The organism is Castellaniella daejeonensis, assembly GCF_039523555.1.
Classification (GTDB): Bacteria; Pseudomonadota; Gammaproteobacteria; order Burkholderiales; family Burkholderiaceae_B; genus Castellaniella; species Castellaniella daejeonensis.
The window spans coordinates 1-26,442 of record NZ_BAAAFN010000004.1; the positions used below are offsets into that span (position 1 = coordinate 1).

The window sequence follows — 26,442 nt, forward strand, 5'->3', positions numbered from 1 at the left end:
GGAGTACCGCAGCGGAACGTAGTGATCGTGTGTGTAGCCGACACAATTGAACGCAACAACAGCCCGGCGGTGCAGCCGCCAGCGAATCTGCTACAATGCAGCGCGTCGCTGGATGCACACGCAGTGTGCTTCTTCCAAATTGGCGATCCAGTACCAGGTCCCCCGGGGCCGTGCACTGGAGCGCAACCAGTTATGCTTGACGACCATAGCAAGGTGGACCCACTCCTTCCCATCCCGAACAGGACAGTGAAACGCCTTCGCGCCGATGATAGTGGGTGGACACCTGTGAAAGTAGGTCATCGTCAGGCTTCTATACCGCAAAGCCCCTGCAGATCACTCTGCAGGGGCTTTGTCTTTTCTGGGATAGAATACAGTCTTGAAACGCAAACGCCGGCAGGAAATACGGGCCTCAGGCCACGCTTTCGCAGGAGACCTCATGATTCAAGGCGACGAAACCCCCGAAATGGACAAAGGCCTGAACCAGCGGCAACTCGTCCACCTGATGTATGCGCTGTTCGCCGTGGGCATTCTGTCTGCGGGGATCTTTGGTGCGGCTGTCCTGGCGGCCGTCGTTCTGGCGTACCTGAAGCGCGGCGACATGGTCGGCACCGTCTATGCGGGCCATATCGACTGGATCATCCGGACATTCTGGTGGGGGCTGCTGTGGCTGGTGCTCAGCGCCCTGGCAAGCCTGATCTTCGTTGGCTTCGTCACGGGCGTGGTGGCCATCATCTGGATCATCTATCGCATCGCCAAGGGCTGGCTGGCGCACTGGGCTGGCGAAACACCGCTGCCGGGCCTGTGATCCGATCTCGCCCGATCCCCATGGCGGGGCATTCGGGCTTTCTTGTGCGCTCCGTTCCGGGCGCCAGGCGCTCGCCTTGCGGCGGAAGGCGCCGTCCGGCCGGAGGCCGGGCCGTATCAGGAGCAGGCGAGGCTGCCGTGACAGCCCGCCGCAACCCTGCTTATTTCAGGTGCTGACTGACCAGCTTGGTCAGTTCGAACATCGAAACCTGGTCCTTGCCGAACAGGGGACGCAGCTTGGCGTCTGCATTGATGTTGCGGCGGTTCGCGGGATCCTGGAGATTGTGCTTCTTGATATAGTCCCAGATGCGCTTGGTGACTTCGGTGCGGGGCACGGCTTCGTTACCGATCACGGCAGCCAGGGTGGCGCTGGGGGTCAGGGGCTTCATGAATGCCGCATTGGGTTTGCGACCGGACTTTTCGGTGGTTGCCATGTATGCAGGCTCCTACAGTGTTGAGTGAATAGCCCTCGCAGCATACCGCGTGTTTCCCCGAAAGACAAAAAAGGATCGTCAGACAGTGTCACAGACTTCTTCACATGCTTTTTCCGATCGCGCTGCGGGTGTGACCGAAGCCTCCGCCGCACCTGCCGGCATCCGCCTCTGCCGCCCGGACGACTGGCATCTGCATTTACGCGACGGAGCGGTGCTGCGCGATGTGGTGATGGATTCCGCACGCCAGTTCGGGCGCGCCATTGTGATGCCCAACCTGAAGCCTCCGGTGCTGACGACCGAGGATGCGCGTGCCTATCGCGGGCGCATCCTGGACGCCCTGCGCCTGGCGGGCGAACGCGAGGGCGATGTCCCGGCCTTCGATCCCCTGATGACGCTGTACCTCACCGACCGTACGCCGCCTGACGAGATCCGCCGGGCGCGCGAGAGCGGTTTCGTGTACGGGGTGAAGCTCTATCCGGCCGGGGCGACAACCCATTCGGATGCCGGCGTGACCGACCTGCTGGGCCAATGCAAGGCTACGCTTGCGGCCATGCAGGAATGCGGCATGCCGCTGCTGGTGCATGGCGAGGTCACCGATCCGGATGTCGACCTGTTCGATCGCGAGGCGGTGTTCATCGAGCGGGTGATGCAGCCCCTGCGGCGCACTTTCCCTGAACTGAAGGTGGTGTTCGAGCACCTGACCACGGCGGATGGCGCAGCCTATGTCGCCCAGGCCGAAGGCCCCATCGGCGCCACGCTGACGCCGCAGCACCTCCTGTACAACCGCAATGCCCTGTTCAAGGGCGGCCTGCGGCCCCACTGGTATTGCCTGCCTGTCCTGAAGCGGGAAACCCATCGCCAGGCGCTGCTGAAGGCGGCTACCAGCGGCAATCCGCGCTTCTTCCTGGGGACGGACAGCGCCCCGCATCCGCGCGGCGCCAAGGAGCAGGATTGCGGCTGCGCGGGCTGCTATACGGCCCGCCATGCCCTGGCGCTGTATGCAACGGCCTTCGAGTCCGTCGGCCGTCTGGATCGCCTGGAGGCCTTTGCCAGCCTGCATGGCCCTGCATTCTATGGGCTGGCCCCCAATGCCGGCACGCTGACCCTGGAGCGAGTGGCCGATCCCATCCCTCGCAACCTGCCGCTGGGCGATGATGTGGTCGTGCCTCTGGCCGCAGGCGAGTCGCTTCCCTGGCGGGTGCGCCCGGAGCGCGGGTCCGCCGCAGACTGACCCGGGGCAGGCGCAGGGCCGGCATCCCCCCGGCGGGGCCCGGGTGGCGCGGCTCAGTCGCCGCGTTTGTCTTCCAGCAGGGTCCAGCGCTCGAACAGCGTCTCCAGCCGGCTTTCCAGTTCGCTCAGGGCCTGCTGGACGCGCTGGGCCTCGTCGGGGCCCTGGCTGTACAGATCGGGATCGGACAGGCGTGCCGCCAGGGCTGCCTGTTCGGCTTCCAGGCCCGAGATCAGGTCGGGCAAGCCGGCCAGTTCTTCCGCTTCCCAGGGCGCCAGGCGGCTCTTGCGCGGCTTGTCGGCGGCTTCCGGGACCGCCGCCGTCTTTTGTGTGCCGGCCGCGCTGGCGCCGGCCGATGCGGACTGCCGATCCGGGCGGGGCGAGGGGGACGGTTGCGCGGTAGCGCGCGGTCTCTGGGCTTCCCAGTCGTCGTAGCCGCCCACGTATTCACGCCAGTGGCCGTCGCCCTCGGCGGCAATGGTCTGCGTGACCACGTTGTCCAGGAAGCTGCGGTCGTGGCTGACCAGCAGGACGGTGCCCTGGTAGTCCTGCAGCAGGCTTTCCAGCAGTTCCAGTGTGTCGATGTCCAGGTCGTTGGTGGGCTCGTCGAGCACCAGCACGTTGTGCGGCTGGGCGAACATGCGCGCCAGCGCCAGGCGTGCGCGCTCGCCGCCGGACAGGCTGGACACCGGCGAATGGGCGCGGGCGGCGGGAAAGAGGAAGTCCTCGAGGTAGCTCATGACATGCTTGCGCTGGCCGCCGATTTCCACCCATTCGCTGCCGGGGCTGATGGTGTCGGCCAGGGTGGCGGTTTCGTCCAGGCGGTCGCGCATCTGGTCGAAATAGCCGATCGACAGATTGGTGCCCAGGCGCACGCTGCCTTCCAGGGGCTGCAGTTCGCCCAGCAGGATGCGCAGCAGCGTCGTCTTGCCCGCACCGTTGGGGCCGATCAGGCCGATGCGGTCGCCGCGCTGGATCAGGGTGCTGAAATCCCGGATCAGGATGCGGTCGCCGTAGCCGTGGGTGACGCCCAGAAGTTCCGCCACGAGCTTGCCGGAACGCTGGCCGTCGGCCAGGGAGAAACGCACCTGGCCCTGCTGGTCGCGCCGTGCGGCGCGTTCGCGGCGCAGGGCCTCCAGGCGGCGCACCCGGCCTTCGTTGCGGGTGCGGCGTGCTTCGATGCCTTTGCGGATCCAGACTTCTTCCTGGGACAGCAGTTTGTCGAAGCGGGCATTGGCCTGCTGTTCGGCTTCCAGCCACTGGGCCTTGCGGGCCTGCCAGGCGGAGAAATTGCCCGGAAAGCTCAGCAGCCTGCCCCGGTCGAGTTCGACGATGCGGGTGGCGACGGCATCCAGGAAGCGGCGGTCGTGGGTGATCAGCACCACGGCCGCGCGCGTGGCGCGCAGCTGGTCTTCCAGCCAGGCGATGCCGGCGAAATCCAGATGGTTGGTCGGCTCGTCGAGCAGCAGCAGGTCGGGTTCCTGGACCAGGGCGTGGGCCAGGGCCACGCGCTTGCGCGTGCCTCCGGACAGCCCGCGGATGGGCTGGACGGGTTCGAGCTGCAGCGCGTCGATCAGCGCGCCTGCGCGGGCCGAGCGCTGCCAGTCTTCGGACGCCACCAGGTCGCCTGACAGGTAGCCGAGGATGGTTTCGTCTTCAGGCAGTTCGGGTTCCTGCTCGACGGTGGCGATGCGCAGGCCGCCGCGCCGCCTGATCTCGCCGTCGTCGAGACGGACGCGGCCGTCCAGGACGCGCAGCAGGGATGACTTGCCGGCGCCATTGCGGCCGATCAGGCCGATGCGTTCGCCGGACAGCAGGTTCAGGTCGGCGTGATCGAGCAGGGGGTGGTGGCCGTAGGCGAGCTGGGCCTGGGTCAGGGCGAGCAGTGTGTCGGACATTGTGCGGGCGGCGGTGTGGCGGTCGCCGGGGCCGGGGCCCCGGGGTCAAAGGCCTATTGTCGCAGTTTGGACGGTGGCGTGCCGGGCGGCTCCATGCCGGGCTGTCGTACAATGCCGTCGCGGGGCAGATCGGGCGATCGCGGTGCCGACAGGCATCGAGGAAGGTCCGGACTCCATCGGGCGCGATAGCGGCTAACGGCCGTCCGGCGATCCCTTCGGGGAAAGCCGAGGAACAGGGCCACAGAGACGAGACTGCCGCGAGGGTGGGCCGCAAGGCCCGCACCGGTACGGCCATCTCCGTACTGCCCGTCCGGTTCGTCCGGGCGGGGCGCGGCAGGGTGAAACGCGGCAACCTCTATCGGGAGCAACATCAAATAGGCATGCGCCGGCCTCGTGCCGACAGGGCGGCCCGTCCGAGCATGCGGGTAGATGGCTAGAGCGGTCCAGCAATGGCCCGCCCAGAGGAATGATCGCCCGCCGGGGCAACCCGGCGTACAGAATCCGGCCTATAGATCTGTTCCGCTTCTTTACCTGCGCGGTGCCCGCCTTCATGGCGCCGGGCCCCTTTCCATAGGGAATTCGCGCATTCGGCCGCGCCAGCGGCTGTGATACCCTGAACCATCATTTCGAACCGACGGCCCGCCGCGTCGATGCGTGGCGGGTACGCCGGCCGGATTCCTTCATGGAAATCCAGCAGGAGGCATCGGTGGCGGATTCGACAGCATCATCCCTGTCGGAAACGGATGTCGACCAGCGGCGTCCGCTGCTCGAAGTCCGGGACCTGGCGAAAAGCTTCGGCGGCCTGCGGGCCGTGGACCATTGCTCGTTCCAGGTGGAACGGGGCACCATCACCGGGCTGATCGGCCCCAACGGTGCCGGCAAGACCACGGTATTCAATCTCATCACCGGCTTCATCCCCCCGGATTCGGGCCAGATCCTGCTGGACGGCCAGGACATCGGCCATCTGCGGCCGGATCAGATCTTTGCCCGTGGCCTGTGCCGCACATTCCAGATTCCTCGCGAGCACGGCAGCATGAGCGTCCTGGAAAACCTCATGCTGGTGCCGCCCGGGCAGTCCGGGGAACACTGGTGGAATGCGCTCCTGCGGCCGGGTCTGGTCCGCGCCGAAGAAGCGCGCCATCTGGACAAGGCGCGCGAGGTCCTGGAATACCTGCAGCTCACCCACGTCCAGCACGAATACGCCGCCAACCTGTCGGGCGGGCAGAAGAAACTGCTGGAAATGGGGCGCATGCTGATGGCGGACCCGCAGATCATCCTGCTGGACGAGCCGGCCGCCGGGGTCAACCGCACGCTGCTGCAGAGCATCGTGCGGAACATCCAGACCCTGTCGCGTGAACGCGGGATCACCTTTCTGCTGATCGAGCACGACATGAACATGGTCATGAGCCTGTGCGATCCGGTCATCGTCATGAGCGAAGGACGCAAGCTTGCCGAAGGCTCGCCCGAAGCCGTGCGCAACGACCAGGCGGTGCTGGATGCCTACCTTGGAGGACAATATGCCGCTGCTGCAGGTTGACGCCGTCACGGCGGGCTACGGCGATACCGAGATCCTGCGCGCGGTGTCCCTCCGGGTCGAGGCCGACGAGGTCGTCTCCATCATCGGCCCCAATGGGGCGGGCAAGTCCACCCTGATGAAAACCATCTTCGGCCTGCTGCATCCGCGCCAGGGCTCGATCGCCTTCGACGGCCACGATATCACGCACGAGGCGCCGCACCGCATCGTGCGGCTGGGCATGTGCTACGTGCCGCAGGTGGCCAATGTATTCACCACGCTGACGGTCGAGGAAAACCTGGAAATGGGCGCCTTCCCGATGGGGAAGGTCGACCTGTCGGACAACAAGGAACGGGTCTACGCGATGTTCCCCAAGCTGCGCCAGCGCCGCCGGCAGCTGGCGGGCAAGATGTCGGGCGGCGAACGGCAGATGGTCGCGATGGGCAGCGCCCTGATGATGAACCCCCGGCTGCTGTTGCTGGACGAACCCACGGCCGCCCTGTCCCCCAAGCTCGTGGACGAGATCTTCGAGCGCATTGCCCGGATCAACGAGAGCGGGGTGGGCATCCTGATGGTCGAGCAGAACGCCCGGCAATCGCTGGGGATGGCCCACCGCGGCTATGTGCTCGCCAATGGCGAGAACCGCCACGAGGGCACGGGGCGGGACCTGCTCGACGATCCGAACGTCGGGCGCCTCTACCTGGGAGGATGACGCGATGATCGATTCGGCGCAGCCTGCGGCGGACAAGAACATGCTGACGGGCGCCGCGGACGCTGGCGCCGCCGCGGCCGTGGATGCCCGGGATTCGGGCGGCGCGCGCAGCAGCCGCTTCGTCGGCGGCGTGTTGCTGCTGGTGCTGGCCGGCATGTGGGTGGCCGGCTGGCTCGCGGGCACCAGCGCCGAGGACATGCTGTCCCTGACCGCATGGGGCGTGATGCTCGGCGGCATCATCGCACTGGGCGGCATCGGCCTCACCCTGTGCTATGGCGTCCTGAAATTCCCGAATTTCGCCCATGGGGAATTCCTGACCCTGGGGGCCTACGTCACCTACGGCATGGTGCTCGTCCTGCCGCAGTCGAACCCCATCTGGCGGTTCTCCTTCGGCTGGGAACTGGTCGTCGGCCTGCTGCTGGCGGCGGCGGTCACGGCCATCGTGGCGATCGTGATCGACCGGCTGCTGTACCGGCCGTTGCGCCGGCACCAGTCGCCGCTGGTGCTGCTGGCCATGGCTTCGCTGGGCATGGAATTCCTGCTGCGCGGCGTCGTCTACCTGATCTGGGGGTCGGACTTCCACTTCTATTATTCGGGGCGCTCCAATCCGGCCCTGTACCTGCCTTTCGGGTTGCGCATCCAGGCCGACCAGTTCTTCGTCTTTGCCCTGGCGCTGATCCTGGTGGCGCTGCTGTACTGGATGCTGACCCGCACGCGCATCGGCAAGGCCATGCGCGCGACGGCCGACAATCCCGACCTGGCCCAGGTGCGCGGCATCAATACCGAGCAGGTCATCGCCTGGACCTGGTCCATCGGTGCCGGGCTGGCCGCCATCGGCGGCGTCATGTACGGGCTGGCATCGCAGATGCGGCCGGACATGGGTTTCGTGCTGCTGCTGCCGCTGTTCGCGGCGGTGATCATGGGCGGGATCGGCAGCGCCTGGGGCGCGCTGGTCGGATCGATCATCATCGGCGTGGCCATGCAGCTGACTTCCGCCTTCCTGAATCCGGCCTATGGGCCGGCAGTCGCTTTCGTCCTGATGGTGCTGGTGCTGCTGATGCGGCCCCAGGGCCTGTTCGCCCAACGCTAGGAGCCGGACATGGATGCCCTGAATCTGCTCAAGGCCTGCTTCCTGCTGGTCCCCGCCTGTCTGCTGGGGTGCCTGCTGTTCTCGCGCTGGCGTTGGCGGGTGCGCCTGCCGGCGGCCCTGGCGCTGGGCGCCGTGCTGGCCTTCGGCGTCGCAGGCTGGCTGCCCGGCATCATGGATTACCTGGTGTCCTTCAGCATCATGGCGATCATCTACTCGATCCTGTCCCTGGGCCTGAATGCGCAGTGGGGGTACAACGGCCACCTGAATTTCGGCGTGGCCGGGTTCTTCGCCGTGGGGGCATTCACCATGGCGCTGTTCGTCACGTCGCCCCCGTCCGGCCTGATGGCAGCCTATGCCCACCAGTGGTTCGGCCTGGACGCCCCCTACCTGGTCGGGATGGCCGCCGCCGGCATCATGGCCGGGATCGTGGCCTACCTGATCGCCCAGCCCATCCTGCACCTGCGGGCGGATTTCCTGGCGATCGCCACGCTGGGGATCGCCGAGATCATCCGGCTAGTCTTCCAGAACGAGCGCTGGCTGGCCAACGGGCCGCAGCCCATGTCCGGCATTCCCCAGCCCCTGTCCTGCGTCTTCGACCAGGCCGGCTGCGGCTGGCTGCCCGAGGCCCTGCAGTCCGCCCTGTCCGTCATGCAGCCCAGGGACTACAGCTATCTGTACCTGGCGATCGTCACGCTCGCACTGGCCGTGACCTATGCCGTGCTGGAAGCAATGGTGCGCTCCCCCTGGGGGCGCGCGCTGCGCGCCGTACGCGACGAAGAGGATTCGGCGGCCATGAGCGGCAAGCACGTGAAGTCCCTGCGCGTGCAGTCCTTCGTGCTGGGGGCCGTCGTCATCGGTGTGGCCGGCGCGCTGTATGCGCCGTACATGGTCACGATCGACTACAGCCACTTCAAGCCTCTGTTCGCCACCTTCCTGGTCTGGGTGATGCTGATGCTCGGTGGCAGCGGCAACAACAAAGGCGCGATCCTGGGGGCCTTCGTCATCTGGGCCGTATGGAGCGGTACGGGTTTCGTCACGGACTACCTGCAGGTCGCCCTGCAGGGACTCGCCCCCGATGTCGCGTCACGCATGTCCTTCCTGCGCTGGGCCTTCGTGGGGCTGTTGCTGGCGCTGATCGTGCTGTACCGCCCGCAGGGCATCCTGCCCGAAAAGAAGCGTGTATCCCGTTTCATCGACGGCGAACCCGAGCGCTAGATCCGCGGCGCGGGCCCTTGCCGGGGGCATTCGCCGGAAAAGCACAAGGCCGCTTGCGCGGCCTTGTGCTTGCCTGGGCAGGACCGGGGGGCATCAGCCGGCCGGGATGTCCTTGGCGGCAACCATCTTCACCGTCTCGATCTGGCCGCCCGAATACTTCCAGATGTTGACGGGCGTGATGACATCGCCGTTCTTGTCGAAGTCGCACGGGCCGGCGACCCCGTTGTAGTTGATTTTCTTCTTGTCCTTCAGCGCCTTGAGCATGGCGGTGACGCGGTCCTGGTCGCCGCCGTCGATCATTTCGCCCGGCGGGTTGGAGACCTTGCGCAGTTCATCGCGCAGCATCGCCCCCGTGATCTTCGAGGCGTCGGTGGCGCCCTCCGCCACGACCGCGGCCATGGCCAGCCCGGCGACCAGCCCGGCATCGTACGAGCAGGTGGTGAAGGGCGGGAAATGGTCGTATTTGTAGGTGGACAGGTAGGTCTTGGCGAAGTCCTTGTAGGACTGGGTGCTGGTGTCTTCGCCGGGCGCCGTGCCGTAGCGGCCGTCCATGTCCTTGCCGCCGACCTCCTTGATGATGTCGACGCTGGCATTGCCGTCGGTGAATTGCCAGTTGGTGAAGTTGAAGGTGTCGCGGGATTCCTTGCAGATGGCGATGGTGTGCGCCGGGTAGCTGACGATGAGCAGGAGGTCGGGCTTGTCCTTCAGCGCCTGGGACAGCATGGATTTGTAGGTGGGCTGGACTTCTTCCGGGTGCGGGACTTCGGCCAGCACGGTGCCGTCGCGTTTCTTGAAGGCGGCCGCGAAGGCGTTGGACAGGCCCTGCCCGTAGGGGTTGTTGATGTAGATGGTGGCGACGCGCTTGAACTTGTAGTTCGGGTCGATTTCGCCATTGACGAACTGGGCGGCCACCACGCCCTGCATGGCGTCGGACGCGCTGGTGCGGAACAGCAGGTCGGCCTTGGCGTCGGCAGGCAGCACGCTGACCAGCGGGGACGTGGTGCCGTTGCCGATCTGCAGGATGCCCGACGGGATGGTGACCGATGTGGCCACGGCAACCGTGACGCCGCTGGACCAGCCGTTGATGATGACCGGCGTGTGCTGGGTGTCGACCATCTGGCGCGCCGCCTGGACGCCGACCGTGGGCAGGGTCGCGCTGTCGGCGGTGACGTGGTTGGCGATGATCGGGCCCCCGAAGACTTCCTTGGCGGCCGTGTTGATCTGGTCGACGGCCAGCCGCACCGCGTCGCGGTAGTAGGGGCCGAATTCCGCGGCAGAGCCCGTCATGGGCAGGACCTGCCCCAGGTTGATCGCAGGAGGTGCGCCTGCGGCCAGGGCGCGCTGCAGCGGCAGGATGCCGCCGAACATCAGGACGCCGCCGGCAGCCCCGGCGGACTGCAGGAAATGGCGGCGGGAGTTGGGGGACTGGGTTTGATCCGACATGTGGAGATCTCCTTTCTGGTGACTGACGAGACGGCAGGCAAACGCAAAAAAGGCTCGGATGCTTTCGAGTCTGGCACCCGGGAATGCCAGTGTTTCAGCCCGGGGAGATGCAGGCCCATTACATCGGCTGCCTGCAGGCATGTCAATCGGGGATTGGTGCAGGTCCCGGGCGGCCGGAGGGGGGCGGGAAAAGGCCGCGACCTTATAAAGGACTTTCAGTTTGGTTTCCAATCCATTGATTTTTCAGGTTTTTATTTCATGGGAAATTCTCAAAAACAGTTGTAAGTGCTTGTTGTCATTGAATAAATTTCAATTTTTGCCTTGACCAGCCTCGCGCCATCCCGTAGAGTGGGACAAAGTAGATTTTTGTGTCATGAAGTGGGAGAAATCACTCGTGTTCCAAGGAAGCAGTGCGCTCACGCTGGATGCAAAGGGCCGGATGTCCATCCCGGCCCGGCATCGTGACGCCCTGCTGGCCCAGGAACAAGGGCGGCTGACCCTGACGCGGCACCCCGACGGCTGCCTGATGATCTACCCCCGTTCCACCTGGGAAGCCAAGCGCGAGCAGATCGCGGCGTTGCCGGCCTCGGCGCGGCCGCTGCAGCGCCTGCTGCTGGGCAATGCCCAGGATGTGGACATGGACGGGGCGGGCCGCATCCTGGTGGCGCCCGAACTGCGTACGGCCGCGGGCCTGAATCGCGACGTCATGCTACTGGGTCTGGGGTCGAATTTCGAGTTGTGGGATCGCGCCCAATGGGAGGCGCGCTGCATGGTGGACGTGGGCAACCTCGATCCAGCCATTCTTGAACAGATTTCTTTCTGAACCCGCACATGGCGTATTCCCATCGCACCGTTCTGCTGGAACCGGCTATCGACGCGTTGTTGAGCCCCGCGTTCGGCCGTCGGTCCGCGGTGCCGGCGGTGAACGCACCGCCGCTGGATGGCGTGTATGTGGACGGGACTTTCGGGCGCGGGGGGCATAGCCGCCTGCTGCTGAGCCGCCTGGCTCCGCAGGCGCGGCTGCTGGTATTCGACAAGGATCCGGTCGCCATCGCCGAGGCACAGGCGCTGCGCGCCGCCGACGGGAGGGTCGAGGTCGTGCATGACGGTTTCGCTTCCCTGGACACGCAGTTGGACCGCCTGGGCATCACCCTGGTGGACGGCGTACTGCTGGACCTGGGCGTGTCTTCGCCCCAGATCGACGAGGCGGAACGCGGATTCTCGTTCATGCGGGATGGCCCGCTGGACATGCGCATGGACACCAGCCGGGGGCAGACGGCAGCGCAATGGCTGGCCGAGGCCGACCAGGAACAGATCAAGGAGGTCATCGCAGATTATGGCGAAGAACGGTTTGCTTTCCAGATTGCAAAGGCGATTGTTGCGCGCCGCCAATCCGGGCCGCTGCGCACCACGGGCGAACTTGCCCAGCTCGTCGCCGGTACCGTCCGTACGCGCGAAAAGGGTCAACACCCGGCCACCCGCACCTTTCAAGCTATACGGATTCACATCAATGAAGAGCTCGCGCAGCTCGCGCGCGCCCTCCCGACAGCGCTGACCCGCCTGCGGGCGGGTGGGCGCATGGCCGTGATCAGCTTCCATTCCCTGGAAGATCGCATGGTCAAGCAGTGCTTCGCCGCCGCTGCCCATCCCGGCCGGGACCGGGCACGCCTGCCGATTCCCGAGCGTGACATGCCGCAGCCCTACGTGACCCTGCTGGGCCGCGTCCAGGCGGACGAGACCGAAGTGGCGGATAACGTGCGCGCTCGTTCGGCCGTGCTGCGGGTGGCCGAGCGCACCGGTGTGCCCCTGTCGCCGGAAGAGGCCGCGGACTTCGTCCGCCTGCCGGGCCGGGCGTCCGCACAGCAGCGCCGGGGGGGGAGGGCCGCACGATGATCCGGTTGAACCTGTTCCTGGCGATTCTGCTGATGGCTTCGGCCATTTCCCTGGTTACGGTGCGGTTCCAGACGCGCGAACTGTTCGTGGCGTCCGAACGGCTGAAGTCGCACGCGCATGAGCTCGACGCCGAATGGCGCCGCTTGCAGCTCGAACGGGCGGAACTGGCGCGCAACGCACGCATCGATTCGCTGGCCCGCACGGATCTGCACCTGGTGTCGGTGACGCCGGACCGCACGATCTACCTGCAGCAGCCGGCTCCCGCCGTCCGGGAGGGCCAGCCATGAAACGCTTCGGTTTCCACGAAAGCCCCGTGCTGGCGAGCCGCCCGGCCTTCTGGCGGGCGCGGCTGGTGGTGATCGTGCTCATGCTGGGCTTTACCGCGCTGGCCGCCAAGGCCTTGAACCTGCAGATCCTGTCCAACGAATTCCTGCAGCGCCAGGGCGAACGCCGCTACGAACGCACGCTGGTCCTGCCGGCCACGCGCGGCAAGATCCTGGACCGTAGCAGCTCGGTGGTGCTGGCTTCCAGCGTGCCGGCCAAGGCCATCTGGGCGATCCCCGAGGATTTCCACAAGGCCTCCGAGGCTCAGGTGACCGAACTGGCGCGGCTGCTGGACGTCAAGCCGGCCGAACTGCGCCAGCGCACCCAGGACGAGGACAAGAATTTCGTCTACCTGCAACGGCAGGTTTCCGTCGACAAGGCCAGGGCGATCCAGCAATTGAAGATTCCCGGCGTCCAGCAGCTTTCCGAGACGCGCCGCGTCTATCCCGAAGGCGAAGTCATGGCGCACATCGTCGGCTTCACCAACATCGAGGACCGGGGTATCGAAGGCATCGAGCTGGCGTTCAACGACCGGCTGTCGGGCCAGCCGGGATCCCGGCGCGTGATCAAGGACCGCCTGGGCCGCGTGGTCGAGGACGTGCAGGCCGTGGTGCCCCCGGTCGACGGCCAGAACCTGCAGCTGTCCATCGATGCGGGCATCCAGTTCGACACCTACACCGCGCTCAATGCCGCCATGAAGGAACACCAGGCGCGTGCCGCGGCGGCCGTGGTGCTGGACGCCCGCTCGGGTGAAATCCTGGCGATGGTCAACCTGCCTTCCTACGACCCGAACGACAACTCGAAACGCACCGGCGAGGCGCTTCGCAACCGCGTCGTGACCGATACCTTCGAGCCCGGCTCCATCATGAAGCCGTTCACCGCCGCCCTGGCTCTGGACGAAGGCAAGATCACGACCCAGACCCTGTTCGATACCGGCAATGGCCGCTACAGCTACCAGGGCGCCGTGATTTCCGACGTCAGCCGCAATGGCGTGCTGAACGTGGGCGGCATCATCCAGCGCTCCAGCAACATCGGCATGACGATGATCTCGGAGCGCCTGTCGTCCCAGGCGATGTGGGAAAAATTCTCGGCGCTGGGATTCGGCCGGGTGCCCCAGACGCATTTCCCCGGCATGGCTTCGGGCCGCCTGCGGCCCTGGCAGCGCTGGCGGCCGATCGAGCGCGCCACCATGGCATACGGCTACGGCCTGTCCGTCTCCCTGCTCCAGGTGGCGCACGCCTACACCGTCTTCGCCCGCAACGGCGACATGGTGTCGCTGTCCCTCCTGCGGCGCGAAGGCCAGCCCACCAGCGTCCAGATCTATACGCCCGAAATCGCCCGCCTGATGCGCAGTATGCTGGAAGCTGCAGCCGGGCCGGACGGCGCCAAGCGTGCCCGGGTCCAGGGCTACCGTGTGGCGGGCAAGAGCGGCACCGCGCGCAAGATCGTCAACGGCCAGTACAGCAAGACCAAGTACCGCGGCTCTTTCGTCGGCCTGGCGCCGGTGTCCGATCCACGCATCGTCGTGGCCGTGTCCATCGATGAGCCCAGCGCCGGGGGGTATTATGGCGGCCGCGTGGCCGCACCCGTCTTTTCAGACATCGTTTCAAGCACCCTGCGCCGCCTCGGCGTGCGGCCGGACGCGCCCGTGGATTCCCTCGTGGCCGTGGCGGAACAGGGGGGACGCACACAATGATCATGTTAGACATCATGGCCTGGCTGGATGAGCGGGTCGATCGCCGCGCGGATCTCTGCCTGGACTCGCGCCAGCTGCAGCCGGGCGATGTGTTCTTCGCCTGCCCCGGGATCGCCGCGGACGGCCGCGCCTACATGGATGCGGCCGTGGCGGCCGGTGCGGCGGCCATTATCCGGGAAGCGGGCGGCGGGCATGCCTCGCCGGCTGCCGTGCCGGTCCTGGAGGTCGAAGGGCTGGCCGCGCTGCTGGGCGATCTTGCCCACCTGTGGTACGGCCGGCCGTCGGATGCCCTGACCGTGATCGCCGTCACCGGCACCAACGGCAAGACGTCGACCACCCAGTGGATCGCCGCTGCGCTGAATTCCGAAGGCATGCCTTGCGGCACCATCGGGACGCTGGGCGTGACGCTGGCCGACGGCAGCAACCTGGGCGGCGTGCTGACCACGCCGGATGTGCTGACGCTGCATCGCAGCCTGGCCGCCATCGCGCGCGCGGGGGGCGTGGCGGCCGCCATCGAGGCTTCCTCGATCGGAATCGAGCAGGGGCGCCTGGACGGGGTCAGCATCCAGGTCGCGGGCTTCACCAACCTGACCCGCGATCATCTCGATTACCACGGCACGGAAGCGCGCTACAAGCAGGCGAAGTTCGCCCTGTTCGCCAGGCCGGGCCTGCGCGGCGCGGTCATCAACGCCGATGATGCGGCGGGGCGGGAACTGCTGGAAGGAGACGTGCCTTCCGGGCACCGGGTGAGCTACAGCCTGCGGCGCGAGAGCGCGGCCGGTTTCCGGGCCGAGGACATCCAGCACGGCGCCACCGGCCTGGTCTTCAACCTGGTCGCGCCCGACGGCAGCGCCCAGATCCTGACCCACCTGGTCGGGGAGCACAATATTTCCAACCTGCTGCTGGTTGCCGGCGTGTTGCGCGAACTGGGCTGGGGCCTGAGCCGCATCGCCCGCGCCCTGGCCGTGCTGCATCCGGTGCCGGGCCGCCTGCAGGTGGTATCGGCAGTCGGCGGTGCCGTCTCGGCCCGCCCGCTGCCGCTGGTCGTGGTGGATTACGCGCATACGCCGGACGCTCTGGAACGGGCGCTGACGGCACTGCGGCCGCTGGCCGAGGATCGCGGCGGCCGCCTGCGCTGCGTGTTCGGCTGCGGCGGCGATCGGGATGCGGGCAAGCGGCCCCTGATGGGCGCCGCGGTGGCCCGGCTGGCCGACGATGTCCTGGTCACCACCGACAATCCGCGCACCGAGCCGCCCGAGGCAATCATCGAGCAGATCGTGGCGGGGATGCCGGGCCGCCCGGAGATCCGGGTCGACCGCGCCGATGCCATCCTGGAAAGCATCTGGACTGCGGATGAGCGCGACGTGGTGCTGCTGGCGGGCAAGGGCCACGAGACCTACCAGGAAGTCCATCACGTGCGCAGCCCCTTCGACGACCGGGAGTGGGCGCGCTTTGCCCTGACCTGGCGGCAGGGCACGGAACTGTCGACCGATACCCGCAGCCTGCCGCCGGGCGCCCTGTTCCTGGCGCTCGAAGGCGAACGTTTCGACGGCCACGATTACCTGGATGCGGCCGCTCGGGGCGGCGCACGCGCGGCGGTCGTCGCCCATGCGGTTCCAGGCGCGGGCCTGCCCCAGATCGTGCTGGGCGATACCCGCCTGGCGCTGCAGCGCGCGGCCACGGCCTGGCGGCGCCAGTTCCGCGTGCCCGTCATCGCGGTGACCGGCAGCAATGGCAAGACCACGACCAAGGAAATGATCGCCTCGATCCTGGCCGCCTGGCACGGCGAGGACAGCCGCCTGGCGACCCGCGGCAATTTCAACAATGACATCGGCCTGCCGCTGACGGTGCTGCGCCTGCGCCCGGCGCATCGCGCCGCCGTGCTCGAACTGGGCATGAACCACCCCGGCGAAATTCCGGTGCTGGCCGCCATCGCCCAGCCCACGGTGGCCCTGGTGAACAACGCGCAGCGCGAACACCAGGAATTCATGAACACGATCGAGGCTGTGGCACGCGAGAACGGCGCCGTGCTGCAGGCGCTGCCCGCCGATGGCGTGGCGGTGTTCCCGATCGACGAGGACTACACCGGGCTCTGGCGGGAACTGGCCGGTGACCGGACGGTCCGGTGCTTCGGCTTTGCCGACGCGGCCGACGTGTACGCCTCGCAGATCCGTGCCGGGACGGCGCAGACGGAATTCCGCCTGCACCTGGGCACCGAGACGCTGCCCGTCGTGCTGCATGCGCCGGGACGCCACAATCTGCGCAATGCCCTGGCCGCCGCCGCCTGCGCCTGGGCCGCGGGCGCGCCTTCGGCTGCCATTGCCGCCGGGCTGGCGGCCTTCGCCCCGGTGGGCGGCCGGATGCAGCCGAGGCCCCTGGCGGACGGCTTCCAGCTGATCGACGACAGCTACAACGCCAATCCGGATTCCGTGCGCGCGGCCATCGACGTGCTGGCCGGCCTGGATGGCCGGCGCATCCTGGTGCTGGGCGACATGGCGGAAGTCGGCGATCAGGGGCCCGCCATGCATGCCGAGGTCGGCGCCTATGCCCGCCAGTGCGGCGTGGATGCGCTGCTGACGCTCGGCACCGCTGCCCGGGGCGCCGCGCAGGCTTTCGGTCCGCAGGCCCGGGCCTGCGACTCGTTCGAAGAGTTGCTGCCGCATCTGCTGGCGGCGCGGCCGGGCCACATCCTGGTCAAGGGTTCGCGCAGCATGCGCATGGAGCGTGTGGTCCAGGCGCTCGACGCGGACGCGGCCGCGCAGGGGGGCGATCATGCTGCTTGAACTGGCGCGCTGGCTGTCCGACGAACACTTCCGCGCCTTCGGCGTGGTGGAATACATCACGTTCCGGGCGCTGCTGGCCTGTGCAACGGCGCTGGCCATCGGCCTGCTGGCCGGCCCCTGGCTGATCCGCCGCCTGACGGCGCTGAAGATCGGCCAGGCGGTGCGCAGCTATGGCCCGCAGACGCATCTGCAGAAGAACGGCACCCCCACCATGGGCGGCGCGCTGATCCTGATCGGCATCGGCATCAGCACGCTGCTGTGGGCGGACTGGACCAACCGTTTCGTCTGGGTGGTGCTGCTGGTCACTTTCGGTTTCGGCTGGATCGGCTGGGCCGACGATTACCGCAAGGTCGTGCATCACGACCCCGAAGGCATGCCGGCGCGGCAGAAATTTTTCTGGCAGGCGCTGATCGGCGCCGTGGCCGCCGTGTATCTCAGCTTTGCCGTGTCGGTCCCGGCCAATACTGAAATCTGGCCGCTGTTCCGGGAATGGGTCCTGAGCGGCTTTTCCATGCCGCTGCCCGCGCGCGCCGACCTGATCGTGCCGTTCTTCAAGACCGTCAGCTATCCGCTGGGCGTGTTCGGCTTCGTCGCGCTGACCTGGCTGGTGATCGTGGGCACCAGCAATGCCGTGAACCTGACCGACGGCCTGGACGGGCTGGCCATCATGCCCACGGTGATGATCGGGACGGCCCTGGGCATCTTCGCCTACGTGGTCGGCCGCGTCGATTATTCCAAGTACCTGCTGTTTCCCTACATCCCGGGCGCGTCCGAACTGATGGTGCTGTGCGCCGCCATCGCGGGCGCCGGCCTGGCTTTCCTCTGGTTCAACACCTATCCCGCCCAGGTCTTCATGGGCGATGTCGGTGCACTGGCGCTGGGCGGCGCGCTGGGCACGATCGCCGTCATCGTGCGCCAGGAGATCGTGCTGTTCATCATGGGCGGGGTGTTCGTGGTCGAGACCCTCTCGGTCATGCTGCAGGTCACCTGGTTCAAGTACACCAAGAAACGCTACGGGGAGGGACGCCGGATCTTCCGCATGGCCCCGCTGCATCACCATTTCGAGGTGAGCGGCTGGAAGGAAACCCAGGTGGTGGTCCGCTTCTGGATCATCACCATGATGCTAGTCCTGATCGGCCTGGCGAGCCTGAAACTGCGATGACGAACGCCTGCGAGTTCCCCTCCATTCGCCGCGACGGCCTGACCCTGATCCTGGGGTTGGGGGAAACGGGCGTCGCGGCCGCACGCTGGTGCGCCGCGCACGGCGCCCGCCTGCGGGTCCTGGACACGCGCGGGCAGCCGGCCGGGCTGGATGAACTGAAGGCCGGCGGCATCGATGCCGACCTGCGCCTCGGAAGCCAGGCGCTGACGGCCGAGGCGCTCGACGGGGTCCATACGCTGGTGCTCAGCCCGGGCCTGAACCCCCGCGAGGCGCCTGTGTCCGACCTGCTGGCGGCGGCTCGCGAACGGGGTATCGAGGTCCTGGGTGAAATCGAACTGTTCGCCCGCGCACTGGCCGACCTGCGCGCGCAGGATTACGCGCCGGCCGTGCTGGCGGTCACGGGTACCAATGGCAAGACCACCGTCACGTCGCTCACGCGCCACCTGGCCGAGGCGAGCGGACGCCGCGTGCGGGCAGCCGGCAACATCGGGCCGGCGGCGCTCGCCAGCCTGATGGACGCCCTGGAGCGCGACGATCTGCCCGAGGTCTGGGTGCTGGAACTGTCCAGCTTCCAGCTGGAAGCCACCGCCACCCTGGCGCCGGATGCGGCCACGGTGCTCAACGTGACGCAGGATCACCTGGACTGGCACGGTTCGATGCAGGCCTACGCGGCGGCCAAGGCACGCTTGCTGGAAATGGCGCGGATCGCCGTCGTCAACCGCGACGATCCGCTGGTTCGCGGCATGGTGCCCGACCTGGCAGGCGAACGGGTGCGCAGCTTCGGGACCGATGCGCCCGCCCTGGCGGGGGATCTGGGCCTGCTTTCGCAGCAGGGGCTGGCCTGGCTGGCCGCCGCGCCCGAGGTCGAAGCCGATCCCGCAGCCGCGGCGCCGGCGCGCCGCCGCCGCGCGGTGCGCGACGAGGCCCCCGCCCGGCGGCCCGATGCGTCCGCCCAGGCGCTGATGCCGGCCGATGCGTTGCGGATCCAGGGAACCCACAATGCGCTCAACGCACTGGCGGCGCTGGCCCTGGGCCGCGCCATCGGCCTGGATTGGGCGCCGATGCTGCATGCGCTGAGGGCCTACCGGGGCGAGGCGCATCGCACCGAATTCGTGCGTGCGATCGCGGGGGTCGATTTCATCGACGACAGCAAGGGCACCAATGTGGGCGCCACGCTGGCCGCCCTGAAGGGGCTGGGCCGCCCGGTGGTGCTGATCGCAGGCGGCCTGGGCAAGGGGCAGGATTTCACGCCCCTGGCGCCGGCCGTGCGCGCCCATGCGCGCGCCGTGCTGCTGATCGGCCAGGACGGGCCGCTGATCGGCCGCGCACTGGCGGATTGCGGCGTGCCGCTGCAATCGTGCGGCTCGCTGGAGGATGCCGTGGCCCGCGGCCTGGAACTGGCGCAGCCGGGCGATGCCGTGCTGTTGTCGCCAGCCTGCGCCAGCATGGACATGTTCCGCAACTATGCCCACCGCAGTGCCTGCTTCATCGAGGCCGTGCGGGAACTGGCGGCCGAACGGGGGGAGATCGTCTGATGCGCGTATTGAGCACCCTGAGCGGCGGCGTGAATGCGGTGCGTCCGGGACGCACCGCCATGCCCAGCGTGGATGTGGGCCTGATCGTGGCGGTCAGCGCTCTGGTCCTGTTCGGCCTGCTCATGGTGTATTCGGCCTCGATCGCCCTGGCCGACGGGCCGCGCTACGAAAGCTACGGCCGCTTCTATTTCGTCGGCCGCCACGCCGCCTTCATCGTCATCGGCCTGCTGGCGGCCCTGTTCACCGCCAGCATTCCGATGCGGATCTGGCAGAAGGCCTCGGTGCCGCTGTTCATCCTGGCGCTGGCGCTGCTGATGGTGGTGCTGGTGCCCGGCATCGGCCGCGAGGTCAATGGCGCCCGGCGCTGGCTGCCCCTGGGGCCGGTGAATTTCCAGCCGTCGGAACTGATGAAGGCCGCCATCCTGCTGTACGCGGCCGATTACGTGGTGCGCAAGCAGGCCCACCTGCAGGGCTTCGTGCGCGGCTTCGTGCGCGGCTTCACGCCCATGGCGCTGGCGCTGATGCTGGTCGGGGTGCTGCTGCTGCTGGAGCCCGACCTGGGCGCCTTCATCGTCATCGGCGCCATTGCCGTCGGCATCCTCTTCATCGGCGGGATCAACCTCAAGCTGTTCACGCTGCTGCTGAGCGGGGTGATGTCCAGCTTCCTGATGCTGATCTGGCTGTCGCCCTGGCGCCGCGAGCGCCTTTTCGTCTACCTGGATCCCTGGAACCCGGAAAACGCCTACGGCAGCGCCTACCAGCTGTCCCATTCCCTGATCGCCCTGGGACGGGGCGAATGGTTCGGCGTCGGCCTGGGGGCCAGCATCGAGAAGCTGCACTACCTGCCCGAAGCGCATACCGACTTCATCGTTGCCGTCATCGGCGAGGAACTCGGCCTGGTCGGCGTGCTGTGCCTGATCGCCACGTTCATCTTCGTCGTGCTGCGCGGTTTCGACATCGCCCGCCAGGCCATGGTGCTGGAGCGGGTCTTCGACGGCCTGGTCGCCCAGGGCGTGGCCCTGTGGATGGGGGTGCAGGCCTTCATCAACGTCGGCGTCTGCCTGGGGCTGCTGCCCACCAAGGGCCTGACCCTGCCGCTGGTCAGCTACGGTGGTTCGGGCATCGTCATGAACCTGGCCGCCATCGCGCTGCTGCTGCGGGTGGATTATGAAACCCGTTGCATGATGCGGGGGAAACGGCGATGAACACGCGCACGATCCTCATCATGGCGGGCGGCACGGGCGGGCACATCATGCCGGGCCTGGCCGTGGCCGAAGTCCTGCGCGCCGCCGGCTGGCAAGTGCTGTGGCTGGGCGATCCCGATCGCATGGAGGGCCGCCTGGTGCCGGCGCGCGGCATCGAACTGCTGTCGCTGCGTTTCGGCGGGGTGCGCGGCAAGGGGCTTCCGGCCCTGCTGAAGCTGCCGTTCTCTCTGGGCGCCGCCTGCCTGCGCGCGCGCCGGCTGCTGCGCGCGCGCCGTCCCGACGTCGTGCTGGGGATGGGCGGTTATGCGGCCTTCCCGGGCGGGCTGATGGCGCGTCTGGCCGGCATTCCCCTGGTCGTGCACGAGCAGAATGCCGTGGCCGGCACCGCCAACCGCATCCTGGCCCGCTTTGCCAGCCGGGTGCTCTGCGGTTTTCCGGGGGCGCTGTCCGACGCCCTGATGGTGGGCAACCCGGTGCGCGCCGCATTGGAATCGGTCGCTCCCGCGGGCGAGCGCTACGCCGGCCGCCAGGGCCCCCTGCGCCTGCTGGTGGTGGGTGGCAGCCTGGGAGCGGCCCGCCTGAACGAACTGGTGCCCGAGGCCCTGGCGCTGCTGCCGGCGCAATCCCGGCCGCAGGTGCGCCACCAGGCGGGCGAGCGCCACGCCGAAGGGGTGCGCCGGAATTACGAGCGCCTGGGCGTGGAAGGCGAGGTCTCCGCCTTCATCGACGACATGGCCGAGGCCCTGGGCTGGGCCGACCTGGTGGTGTGCCGGGCCGGGGCGATGACCGTGGCCGAAGTCGCGGCCGTGGGGGTGGCGGCCCTGTTCATCCCGCTGCCGCATGCCATCGACGACCACCAGACCGCCAACGCCCGCTATCTGTCGGAGTGCGGGGGAGGATGGATGATGCGCCAGGCGGACCTGGACGCGGCAGGACTGTCGGCCTGGCTGGCCGCCCGTCAGCGTCCCGAACTCGCCGCCGTGGCCGCCCACGCCCGCGAACATGCAAGTCTGAACGCCGCGCAGCTGATTGCCGATGCCTGCGTCCATAGCCTGGAGGAATCGGCATGAAGCACCGCATCCGCAACATCCATTTCGTCGGCATCGGCGGCTCGGGCATGAGCGGCATCGCCGAGGTCCTGCTGAACCTGGGCTATTCCATCAGCGGCTCCGACGTCCAGGAAACCGCCGTGACGCGGCGGCTGGCGTCGCTGGGCGCGCGCATCCTGATCGGCCATGCGGCCGAGCACATCCAGGGCGCGGGCGCCCTGGTCACGTCCACCGCCATCGGCGCCGACAATCCGGAAGTCCTGGCGGCCCGCGCCGCGCGCATCCCGGTGGTGCCCCGCGCCCTGATGCTGGCCGAGCTGATGCGCCTGAAGCGCGGCATCGCCATTGCCGGCACGCACGGCAAGACCACCACCACCAGCCTGGTCGCCAGCGTGCTGGCGGCGGGCGGGCTGGACCCCACTTTCGTCATCGGCGGTCGGCTGAACGCCGCCGATGCCAATGCGCGGCTGGGCCAGGGCGACTACATCGTCGTCGAAGCCGACGAGTCCGACGCGTCCTTCCTGAACCTGCTGCCGGTGATGGCGATCATCACCAACATCGACCTCGACCACATGGACACCTACGGGCACGACGTGGCGCGCCTGAAGAGCGCCTTCGTCGAATTCACCCAGCGCCTGCCGTTCTACGGCAGCGCGGTGCTGTGCGTGGACGACGCCAACGTGCGCGAGATCATTCCCTTCGTGTCGCGGCCCGTGACGACCTACGGCATCGACATGCCGGCCCAGGTGCGCGCGCGCAACCTGCGCGCCGACGGCACCGTCATGTGCTTCGAGGTGGACCGCCAGAGTGTCCAGGGCGACCTGGAACCCCTGTCGGTGCGCCTGAACCTACCGGGCCGCCACAACGTGCTCAACGCGCTGGCCACCATCGCCGTCGCCACCGAACTGGGCGTGGCCGACGAGGCGATCGCCGAAGCGCTGGCCCAGTTCCGGGGCGTGGGGCGCCGTTTCACCCAGGTCGGCCGCTTCCCCGTGTCGGCCAGGAATGGCGGCGGTACGTATTCCGTGATCGACGACTATGGTCACCATCCGGTCGAGATGGCGGCAACCCTGGCGGCCGCGCGCGGTGCCTGGCCGGATCGCCGCATCGTGCTCGCCTTCCAGCCGCACCGCTACACGCGCACGCGCGACTGCTTCGAGGATTTCGTGCGCGTGCTGGGCTTGGCCGACGCGGTGCTGCTGACCGAGGTCTATCCGGCCGGCGAGGCGCCGCTGGTCGCCGCCGACGGCCGCGCGCTGGCGCGCGGCCTGCGGGTCGCCGGCAAGGTCGAGCCGGTATTCGTGGAAGACGTGGCCGACATGGCGGCCGCGATCGAGGACTTCGCCCGCGACGGCGACGTCGTGATCATCATGGGGGCGGGTTCCATCAGCCGCGTTCCCGCGCAATTGGGGAGCCCGCTATGAGCCAGTCATTCGGTCGCGTGGGCGTGCTGTACGGCGGCAGTTCGGCCGAACGGGAAGTCTCGCTGATGTCGGGCGCCGGCGTTTGCGCGGCGCTGCGCGAAGAAGGCATCGATGCGCATTTGTTCGACACCGGCGAGCGCAGCCTGGCGGACCTGGCCGCGGCGGGCTTCGACCGTGTCTTCATCGCCCTGCACGGACGCTACGGCGAGGACGGCACGCTGCAGGGCGCGCTGGAACTGCTGCGGATTCCCTACACCGGCAGCGGTCCGCTCGCCTCCTGCCTGGCCATGGACAAGATCGCCACCAAGCGGCTCTGGCTGCAGCACGGGCTGCCCACGCCGCGATTCGCGGAACTGGAATGCGATGCGGACCCGTCGGCGCTGGCCGAGACGCTGGGCCTGCCGTTGATCGTCAAGCCGCCGCATGAGGGCTCGACGCTGGGACTGACGCGGGTCGAGTCGGCCGAACAGCTGCGCGATGCGCAGGCGCTGGCCTGCCGTTTCGACGACCTGGCCCTGGCCGAGCAGTTCATCCGGGGGCGCGAACTGACCGTTCCCGTGCTGGGCTCCGGTGCCGGCGCCCGGGCGCTGCCGGTCATCGAGATCATCGCGCCCCAGGGCAACTACGACTACGAGCACAAGTACGTGTCCAACGACACCCGCTACGAGTGCCCGGCCCGCCTGCCGGACGACCTGGCGCGGCACATCCAGGATGTGGTGGTGCGAGCCTACCGGGTGCTGGGTTGCGAAGGCTGGGGACGGGCCGATGTGATGCTCGACGAACAGAACCGGCCCTGGCTGCTGGAAATGAACACCTCGCCGGGCATGACGAGCCATTCGCTCGTGCCCATGGGCGCACGGGCTGCCGGCATGAGCTATGGCCGGCTGTGCGTGGAAATCCTGTCCACGGCGCGCTGCAAGCTGCGCCAGGCGGCCTGAGGGGGAGACGGACGTGTTCGCCGAAGCCCGACTGACCAACCTGATCGCCAATCTGCTGGCTTTGCTGGCAGTGCTGGCGATCGTGGTCGGGGCGGTGGTCTGGACCATCCGGCGGCCCTATTTCTCGATTGCCCGGATCGAACTGGCGCCGATGGCCGGCTCGACCCTGCAGTACGTCACTCCGTTGAGCCTCCAGACTGCGCTGGCGGGCCAGGTGCGGGGCAATTTCTTCCTGATGGACCTCGACGCGGCCCGGCGCCGCATCGAATCCGCGCCCTGGGTGCGGCATGCCATCGTGCGGCGGGTGTGGCCCGCCACGCTGCACGTGCGCGTCGAAGAGCAACAGCCGCTGGCCTTCTGGAACGAGAACCAGATGATCAATACCTGGGGCGAGGCATTCACGGCCAACCAGGGCGAACTGCCCGACGGGCTGGACCTGCCGCAGTTGAACGGCCCGGCGAATTCGGAGCGGCTGGTGGTGCAGCGCTATGCCGAGATCGCCCGCTGGTTCGCGCCGCTCGGCCTGAGCGTGCGCGAGGCCACGCTCACCCCCCGCTACGCCTGGGAAGTGACGCTGTCCGACAACGTGCACCTGACGCTGGGCCGGGATCCGGCCGCCGACGTCGCCGACCCCCATGGGCGCTCCGGCGCCCTGCCGTTCGCCGCCCGCATCGAACGCTTCGTCCAGGCCTGGCCGGAACTGACCCGGCGCCTGAGCGGCCGCATGATCGCCAGTGCCGATCTGCGCTATCCGAACGGATTCGCGATCACGCTGGCCCCCGAAACCTCCGCATCCTCCCAATCGACCAGACCATGACCCGTGACATCAAAGACCTGATCGTTGCACTCGATATCGGCACCAGCAAGGTGGTCGCCGTCGTCGCCGAGATCCTGCCCGATGGCGGGTTCGAGGTGCTGGGCCTGGGACAGCATGAGTCCGAGGGCATGCGCAAGGGCGTGGTGGTCAATATCGAGTCCACCGTGAATTCGATCCAGCGCGCGCTCGAAGAGGCCGAGCTGATGGCCGACTGCAAGATCCGCGAGGTCTACACCGGCATCGCGGGCAGCCACATCACCAGCTTCAATTCCAGCGGCATGGTCGCGGTCAAGGACAAGGAAGTCACCGCCACCGACGTGGCGCGCGTGATCGAGACGGCCAAGGCGGTCAACATCCCGACGGACCAGCAGGTGCTGCACGTGCTGACGCAGGAGTTCATCGTCGATGCGCAGGAAGACATCCGCGAACCGATCGGCATGAGCGGGATGCGCCTGGAAGTGCGCGTGCACATCGTCACGGGCGCGGTCAGCGCGGCCCAGAACATCGTCAAGTGCGTGCGCCGCTGCGGCCTCGAGGTCCAGGACCTGATCCTGCAGCCGCTCGCCTCCAGCCTGTCCTGCCTGACGACCGACGAGAAGGAACTGGGCGTGGTGCTGGTGGACATCGGCGGCGGCACGACCGACATCGCCATCTATACCGGCGGCGCGATCCGCCACACCTCGGTGATCCCGATCGCGGGCGACCAGGTCACCAGCGACATCGCGGCCATGCTGCGCACGCCCACGCCGGATGCCGAGGAAATCAAGCTGCGCCACGGCATTGCCAAGCAGGCGCTGGTCGATGCCGAGGAAATGATCGAGGTGCCGGGGCTGGGCGACCGCCCCAACCGCAGCGTCAAGCGCCAGGCACTGGGCGCGGTGATCGAGCCGCGCATGGAGGAATTGTTCGGATTCGTGCAGCAGGTGGTGCGCGAGTCCGGCTACGAGGAATTGCTGTCGTCCGGAGTCGTGCTGACCGGCGGGACGGCGCTCATGCCGGGCATGGTGGAACTGGCCGAGGACGTGTTCCTCAAGCCGGTGCGAGTCGCCGTGCCCATGTACGAAGGAAGTCTGGCCGACGTGATGCGCAATCCGCGCTTCTCGACGGTGATGGGCTTGCTGACCGAGGCGCGCATGCAGCGCGCTCGCGGCCGCAAGGTGGCGCAACAGAAGGGAACGGTCAAATCCATTCTGGCGCGCATGAAGGAGTGGTTCATGAACTGAGGCGGCGTCAAGGCCGCAATGGACATGGGCTTTTCAGGGGAAGTTGTTCGTTTTTC

The 26,442-nt window shown here is 67.8% G+C and carries 22 protein-coding genes, 1 rRNA gene and 1 other RNA gene; 21 read left to right on the plus strand and 3 right to left on the minus strand.

All coding sequences use genetic code 11. The features are described from left to right. The first annotated feature begins 195 nt into the window (after positions 1-195). Positions 196-308, plus strand: a 5S ribosomal RNA gene (gene rrf / locus ABD022_RS00255). A gap of 128 nt (positions 309-436) precedes the next feature. Then, positions 437-805, plus strand: coding sequence for a DUF4870 family protein (locus ABD022_RS00260; RefSeq protein ID WP_325125742.1), 369 nt, complete (start codon positions 437-439; stop codon positions 803-805). Between the two features lie 160 nt (positions 806-965). Here the strand turns inward: ABD022_RS00260 and ABD022_RS00265 are convergent, their stop codons facing one another. Further along, complete coding sequence (locus ABD022_RS00265; protein ID WP_320347135.1) at positions 966-1,238, minus strand: SWIB/MDM2 domain-containing protein; 273 nt, start codon at positions 1,236-1,238, stop codon at positions 966-968. A 130-nt stretch (positions 1,239-1,368) separates the two neighbouring features. Here ABD022_RS00265 and pyrC point away from each other — a divergent pair, with 130 nt between their 5' ends. Then, a complete protein-coding gene (pyrC, locus tag ABD022_RS00270) occupies positions 1,369-2,469 on the plus strand; it encodes a dihydroorotase (RefSeq protein ID WP_343819484.1) in 1,101 nt (366 codons plus the stop codon). Between the two features lie 53 nt (positions 2,470-2,522). Here pyrC and ABD022_RS00275 read toward each other — a convergent pair whose 3' ends face one another. Further along, a complete protein-coding gene (locus ABD022_RS00275; RefSeq protein WP_325125735.1) occupies positions 2,523-4,364 on the minus strand; it encodes an ATP-binding cassette domain-containing protein in 1,842 nt (613 codons plus the stop codon). A 121-nt stretch (positions 4,365-4,485) separates the two neighbouring features. Here ABD022_RS00275 and rnpB point away from each other — a divergent pair. From rnpB to ABD022_RS00300, 5 genes are all read left to right on the plus strand, one after another. Beyond that, positions 4,486-4,889, plus strand: an RNA gene (gene rnpB / locus ABD022_RS00280) — RNase P RNA component class A. A 157-nt stretch (positions 4,890-5,046) separates the two neighbouring features. Further along, complete coding sequence (locus ABD022_RS00285) at positions 5,047-5,901, plus strand: ABC transporter ATP-binding protein (protein ID WP_343819485.1); 855 nt, start codon at positions 5,047-5,049, stop codon at positions 5,899-5,901. Then, positions 5,861-6,589, plus strand: a complete 729-nt coding sequence (locus ABD022_RS00290; RefSeq protein WP_343819487.1) for an ABC transporter ATP-binding protein — start codon at positions 5,861-5,863, stop codon at positions 6,587-6,589. The genes ABD022_RS00285 and ABD022_RS00290 overlap by 41 nt, the downstream gene beginning before the upstream one ends. A gap of 4 nt (positions 6,590-6,593) precedes the next feature. Next, a complete protein-coding gene (locus ABD022_RS00295) occupies positions 6,594-7,679 on the plus strand; it encodes a branched-chain amino acid ABC transporter permease (protein ID WP_343819488.1) in 1,086 nt (361 codons plus the stop codon). Between the two features lie 9 nt (positions 7,680-7,688). Continuing rightward, on the plus strand, positions 7,689-8,894 hold the full coding sequence (locus tag ABD022_RS00300) for a branched-chain amino acid ABC transporter permease (RefSeq protein WP_325125727.1): 1,206 nt from the start codon (positions 7,689-7,691) through the stop codon (positions 8,892-8,894). A 93-nt stretch (positions 8,895-8,987) separates the two neighbouring features. Here the strand turns inward: ABD022_RS00300 and ABD022_RS00305 are convergent, their stop codons facing one another. Continuing rightward, entirely contained in the window at positions 8,988-10,337 is a 1,350-nt protein-coding gene (locus ABD022_RS00305) for an ABC transporter substrate-binding protein (RefSeq protein ID WP_343819490.1), read from the minus strand. Positions 10,338-10,731: 394 nt separating this feature from the next. On the opposite strand from ABD022_RS00305, the gene mraZ reads away from it, so the two are divergent. Genes mraZ through ftsA form a run of 13 tightly spaced genes read left to right on the plus strand, consistent with a single transcriptional unit; the run spans position 10,732 to position 26,386 of the window. Then, positions 10,732-11,160 carry a division/cell wall cluster transcriptional repressor MraZ gene (gene mraZ / locus ABD022_RS00310; protein ID WP_325125722.1) on the plus strand — a complete coding sequence of 143 codons (429 nt, stop codon included), beginning with the start codon at positions 10,732-10,734 and terminating at the stop codon, positions 11,158-11,160. An 8-nt stretch (positions 11,161-11,168) separates the two neighbouring features. After that, complete coding sequence (rsmH, locus tag ABD022_RS00315) at positions 11,169-12,230, plus strand: 16S rRNA (cytosine(1402)-N(4))-methyltransferase RsmH (protein ID WP_325125720.1); 1,062 nt, start codon at positions 11,169-11,171, stop codon at positions 12,228-12,230. Continuing rightward, positions 12,227-12,517 carry a cell division protein FtsL gene (gene ftsL / locus ABD022_RS00320; RefSeq protein WP_325125718.1) on the plus strand — a complete coding sequence of 97 codons (291 nt, stop codon included), beginning with the start codon at positions 12,227-12,229 and terminating at the stop codon, positions 12,515-12,517. Before rsmH ends, ftsL begins: the two co-directional genes overlap by 4 nt. Next, the gene (locus ABD022_RS00325) at positions 12,514-14,250 is read left to right on the plus strand and encodes a peptidoglycan D,D-transpeptidase FtsI family protein (RefSeq protein WP_325125715.1); all 1,737 of its coding nucleotides are present in this window, start codon (positions 12,514-12,516) and stop codon (positions 14,248-14,250) included. Before ftsL ends, ABD022_RS00325 begins: the two co-directional genes overlap by 4 nt. Continuing rightward, entirely contained in the window at positions 14,247-17,033 is a 2,787-nt protein-coding gene (gene murF / locus ABD022_RS00330; protein ID WP_343819494.1) for a bifunctional UDP-N-acetylmuramoyl-L-alanyl-D-glutamate--2,6-diaminopimelate ligase MurE/UDP-N-acetylmuramoyl-tripeptide--D-alanyl-D-alanine ligase MurF, read from the plus strand. Before ABD022_RS00325 ends, murF begins: the two co-directional genes overlap by 4 nt. Beyond that, positions 17,023-18,195, plus strand: coding sequence for a phospho-N-acetylmuramoyl-pentapeptide-transferase (mraY, locus tag ABD022_RS00335; RefSeq protein WP_325125711.1), 1,173 nt, complete (start codon positions 17,023-17,025; stop codon positions 18,193-18,195). The genes murF and mraY overlap by 11 nt, the downstream gene beginning before the upstream one ends. Then, complete coding sequence (gene murD / locus ABD022_RS00340) at positions 18,192-19,730, plus strand: UDP-N-acetylmuramoyl-L-alanine--D-glutamate ligase (RefSeq protein WP_343819497.1); 1,539 nt, start codon at positions 18,192-18,194, stop codon at positions 19,728-19,730. The genes mraY and murD overlap by 4 nt, the downstream gene beginning before the upstream one ends. Continuing rightward, positions 19,730-20,935 carry a putative lipid II flippase FtsW gene (gene ftsW / locus ABD022_RS00345; RefSeq protein WP_325125706.1) on the plus strand — a complete coding sequence of 402 codons (1,206 nt, stop codon included), beginning with the start codon at positions 19,730-19,732 and terminating at the stop codon, positions 20,933-20,935. Before murD ends, ftsW begins: the two co-directional genes overlap by 1 nt. Then, on the plus strand, positions 20,932-22,005 hold the full coding sequence (gene murG, locus ABD022_RS00350; RefSeq protein ID WP_325125704.1) for an undecaprenyldiphospho-muramoylpentapeptide beta-N-acetylglucosaminyltransferase: 1,074 nt from the start codon (positions 20,932-20,934) through the stop codon (positions 22,003-22,005). The genes ftsW and murG overlap by 4 nt, the downstream gene beginning before the upstream one ends. Further along, complete coding sequence (gene murC, locus ABD022_RS00355) at positions 22,002-23,408, plus strand: UDP-N-acetylmuramate--L-alanine ligase (protein WP_343819499.1); 1,407 nt, start codon at positions 22,002-22,004, stop codon at positions 23,406-23,408. The genes murG and murC overlap by 4 nt, the downstream gene beginning before the upstream one ends. After that, positions 23,405-24,346, plus strand: a complete 942-nt coding sequence (locus ABD022_RS00360; protein WP_325125699.1) for a D-alanine--D-alanine ligase — start codon at positions 23,405-23,407, stop codon at positions 24,344-24,346. Before murC ends, ABD022_RS00360 begins: the two co-directional genes overlap by 4 nt. 13 nt (positions 24,347-24,359) lie before the next feature. Then, a complete protein-coding gene (locus ABD022_RS00365; RefSeq protein WP_325125697.1) occupies positions 24,360-25,163 on the plus strand; it encodes a cell division protein FtsQ/DivIB in 804 nt (267 codons plus the stop codon). Next, the gene (gene ftsA, locus ABD022_RS00370) at positions 25,160-26,386 is read left to right on the plus strand and encodes a cell division protein FtsA (protein WP_325125696.1); all 1,227 of its coding nucleotides are present in this window, start codon (positions 25,160-25,162) and stop codon (positions 26,384-26,386) included. The genes ABD022_RS00365 and ftsA overlap by 4 nt, the downstream gene beginning before the upstream one ends. The last annotated feature ends 56 nt before the right edge of the window (positions 26,387-26,442 follow it).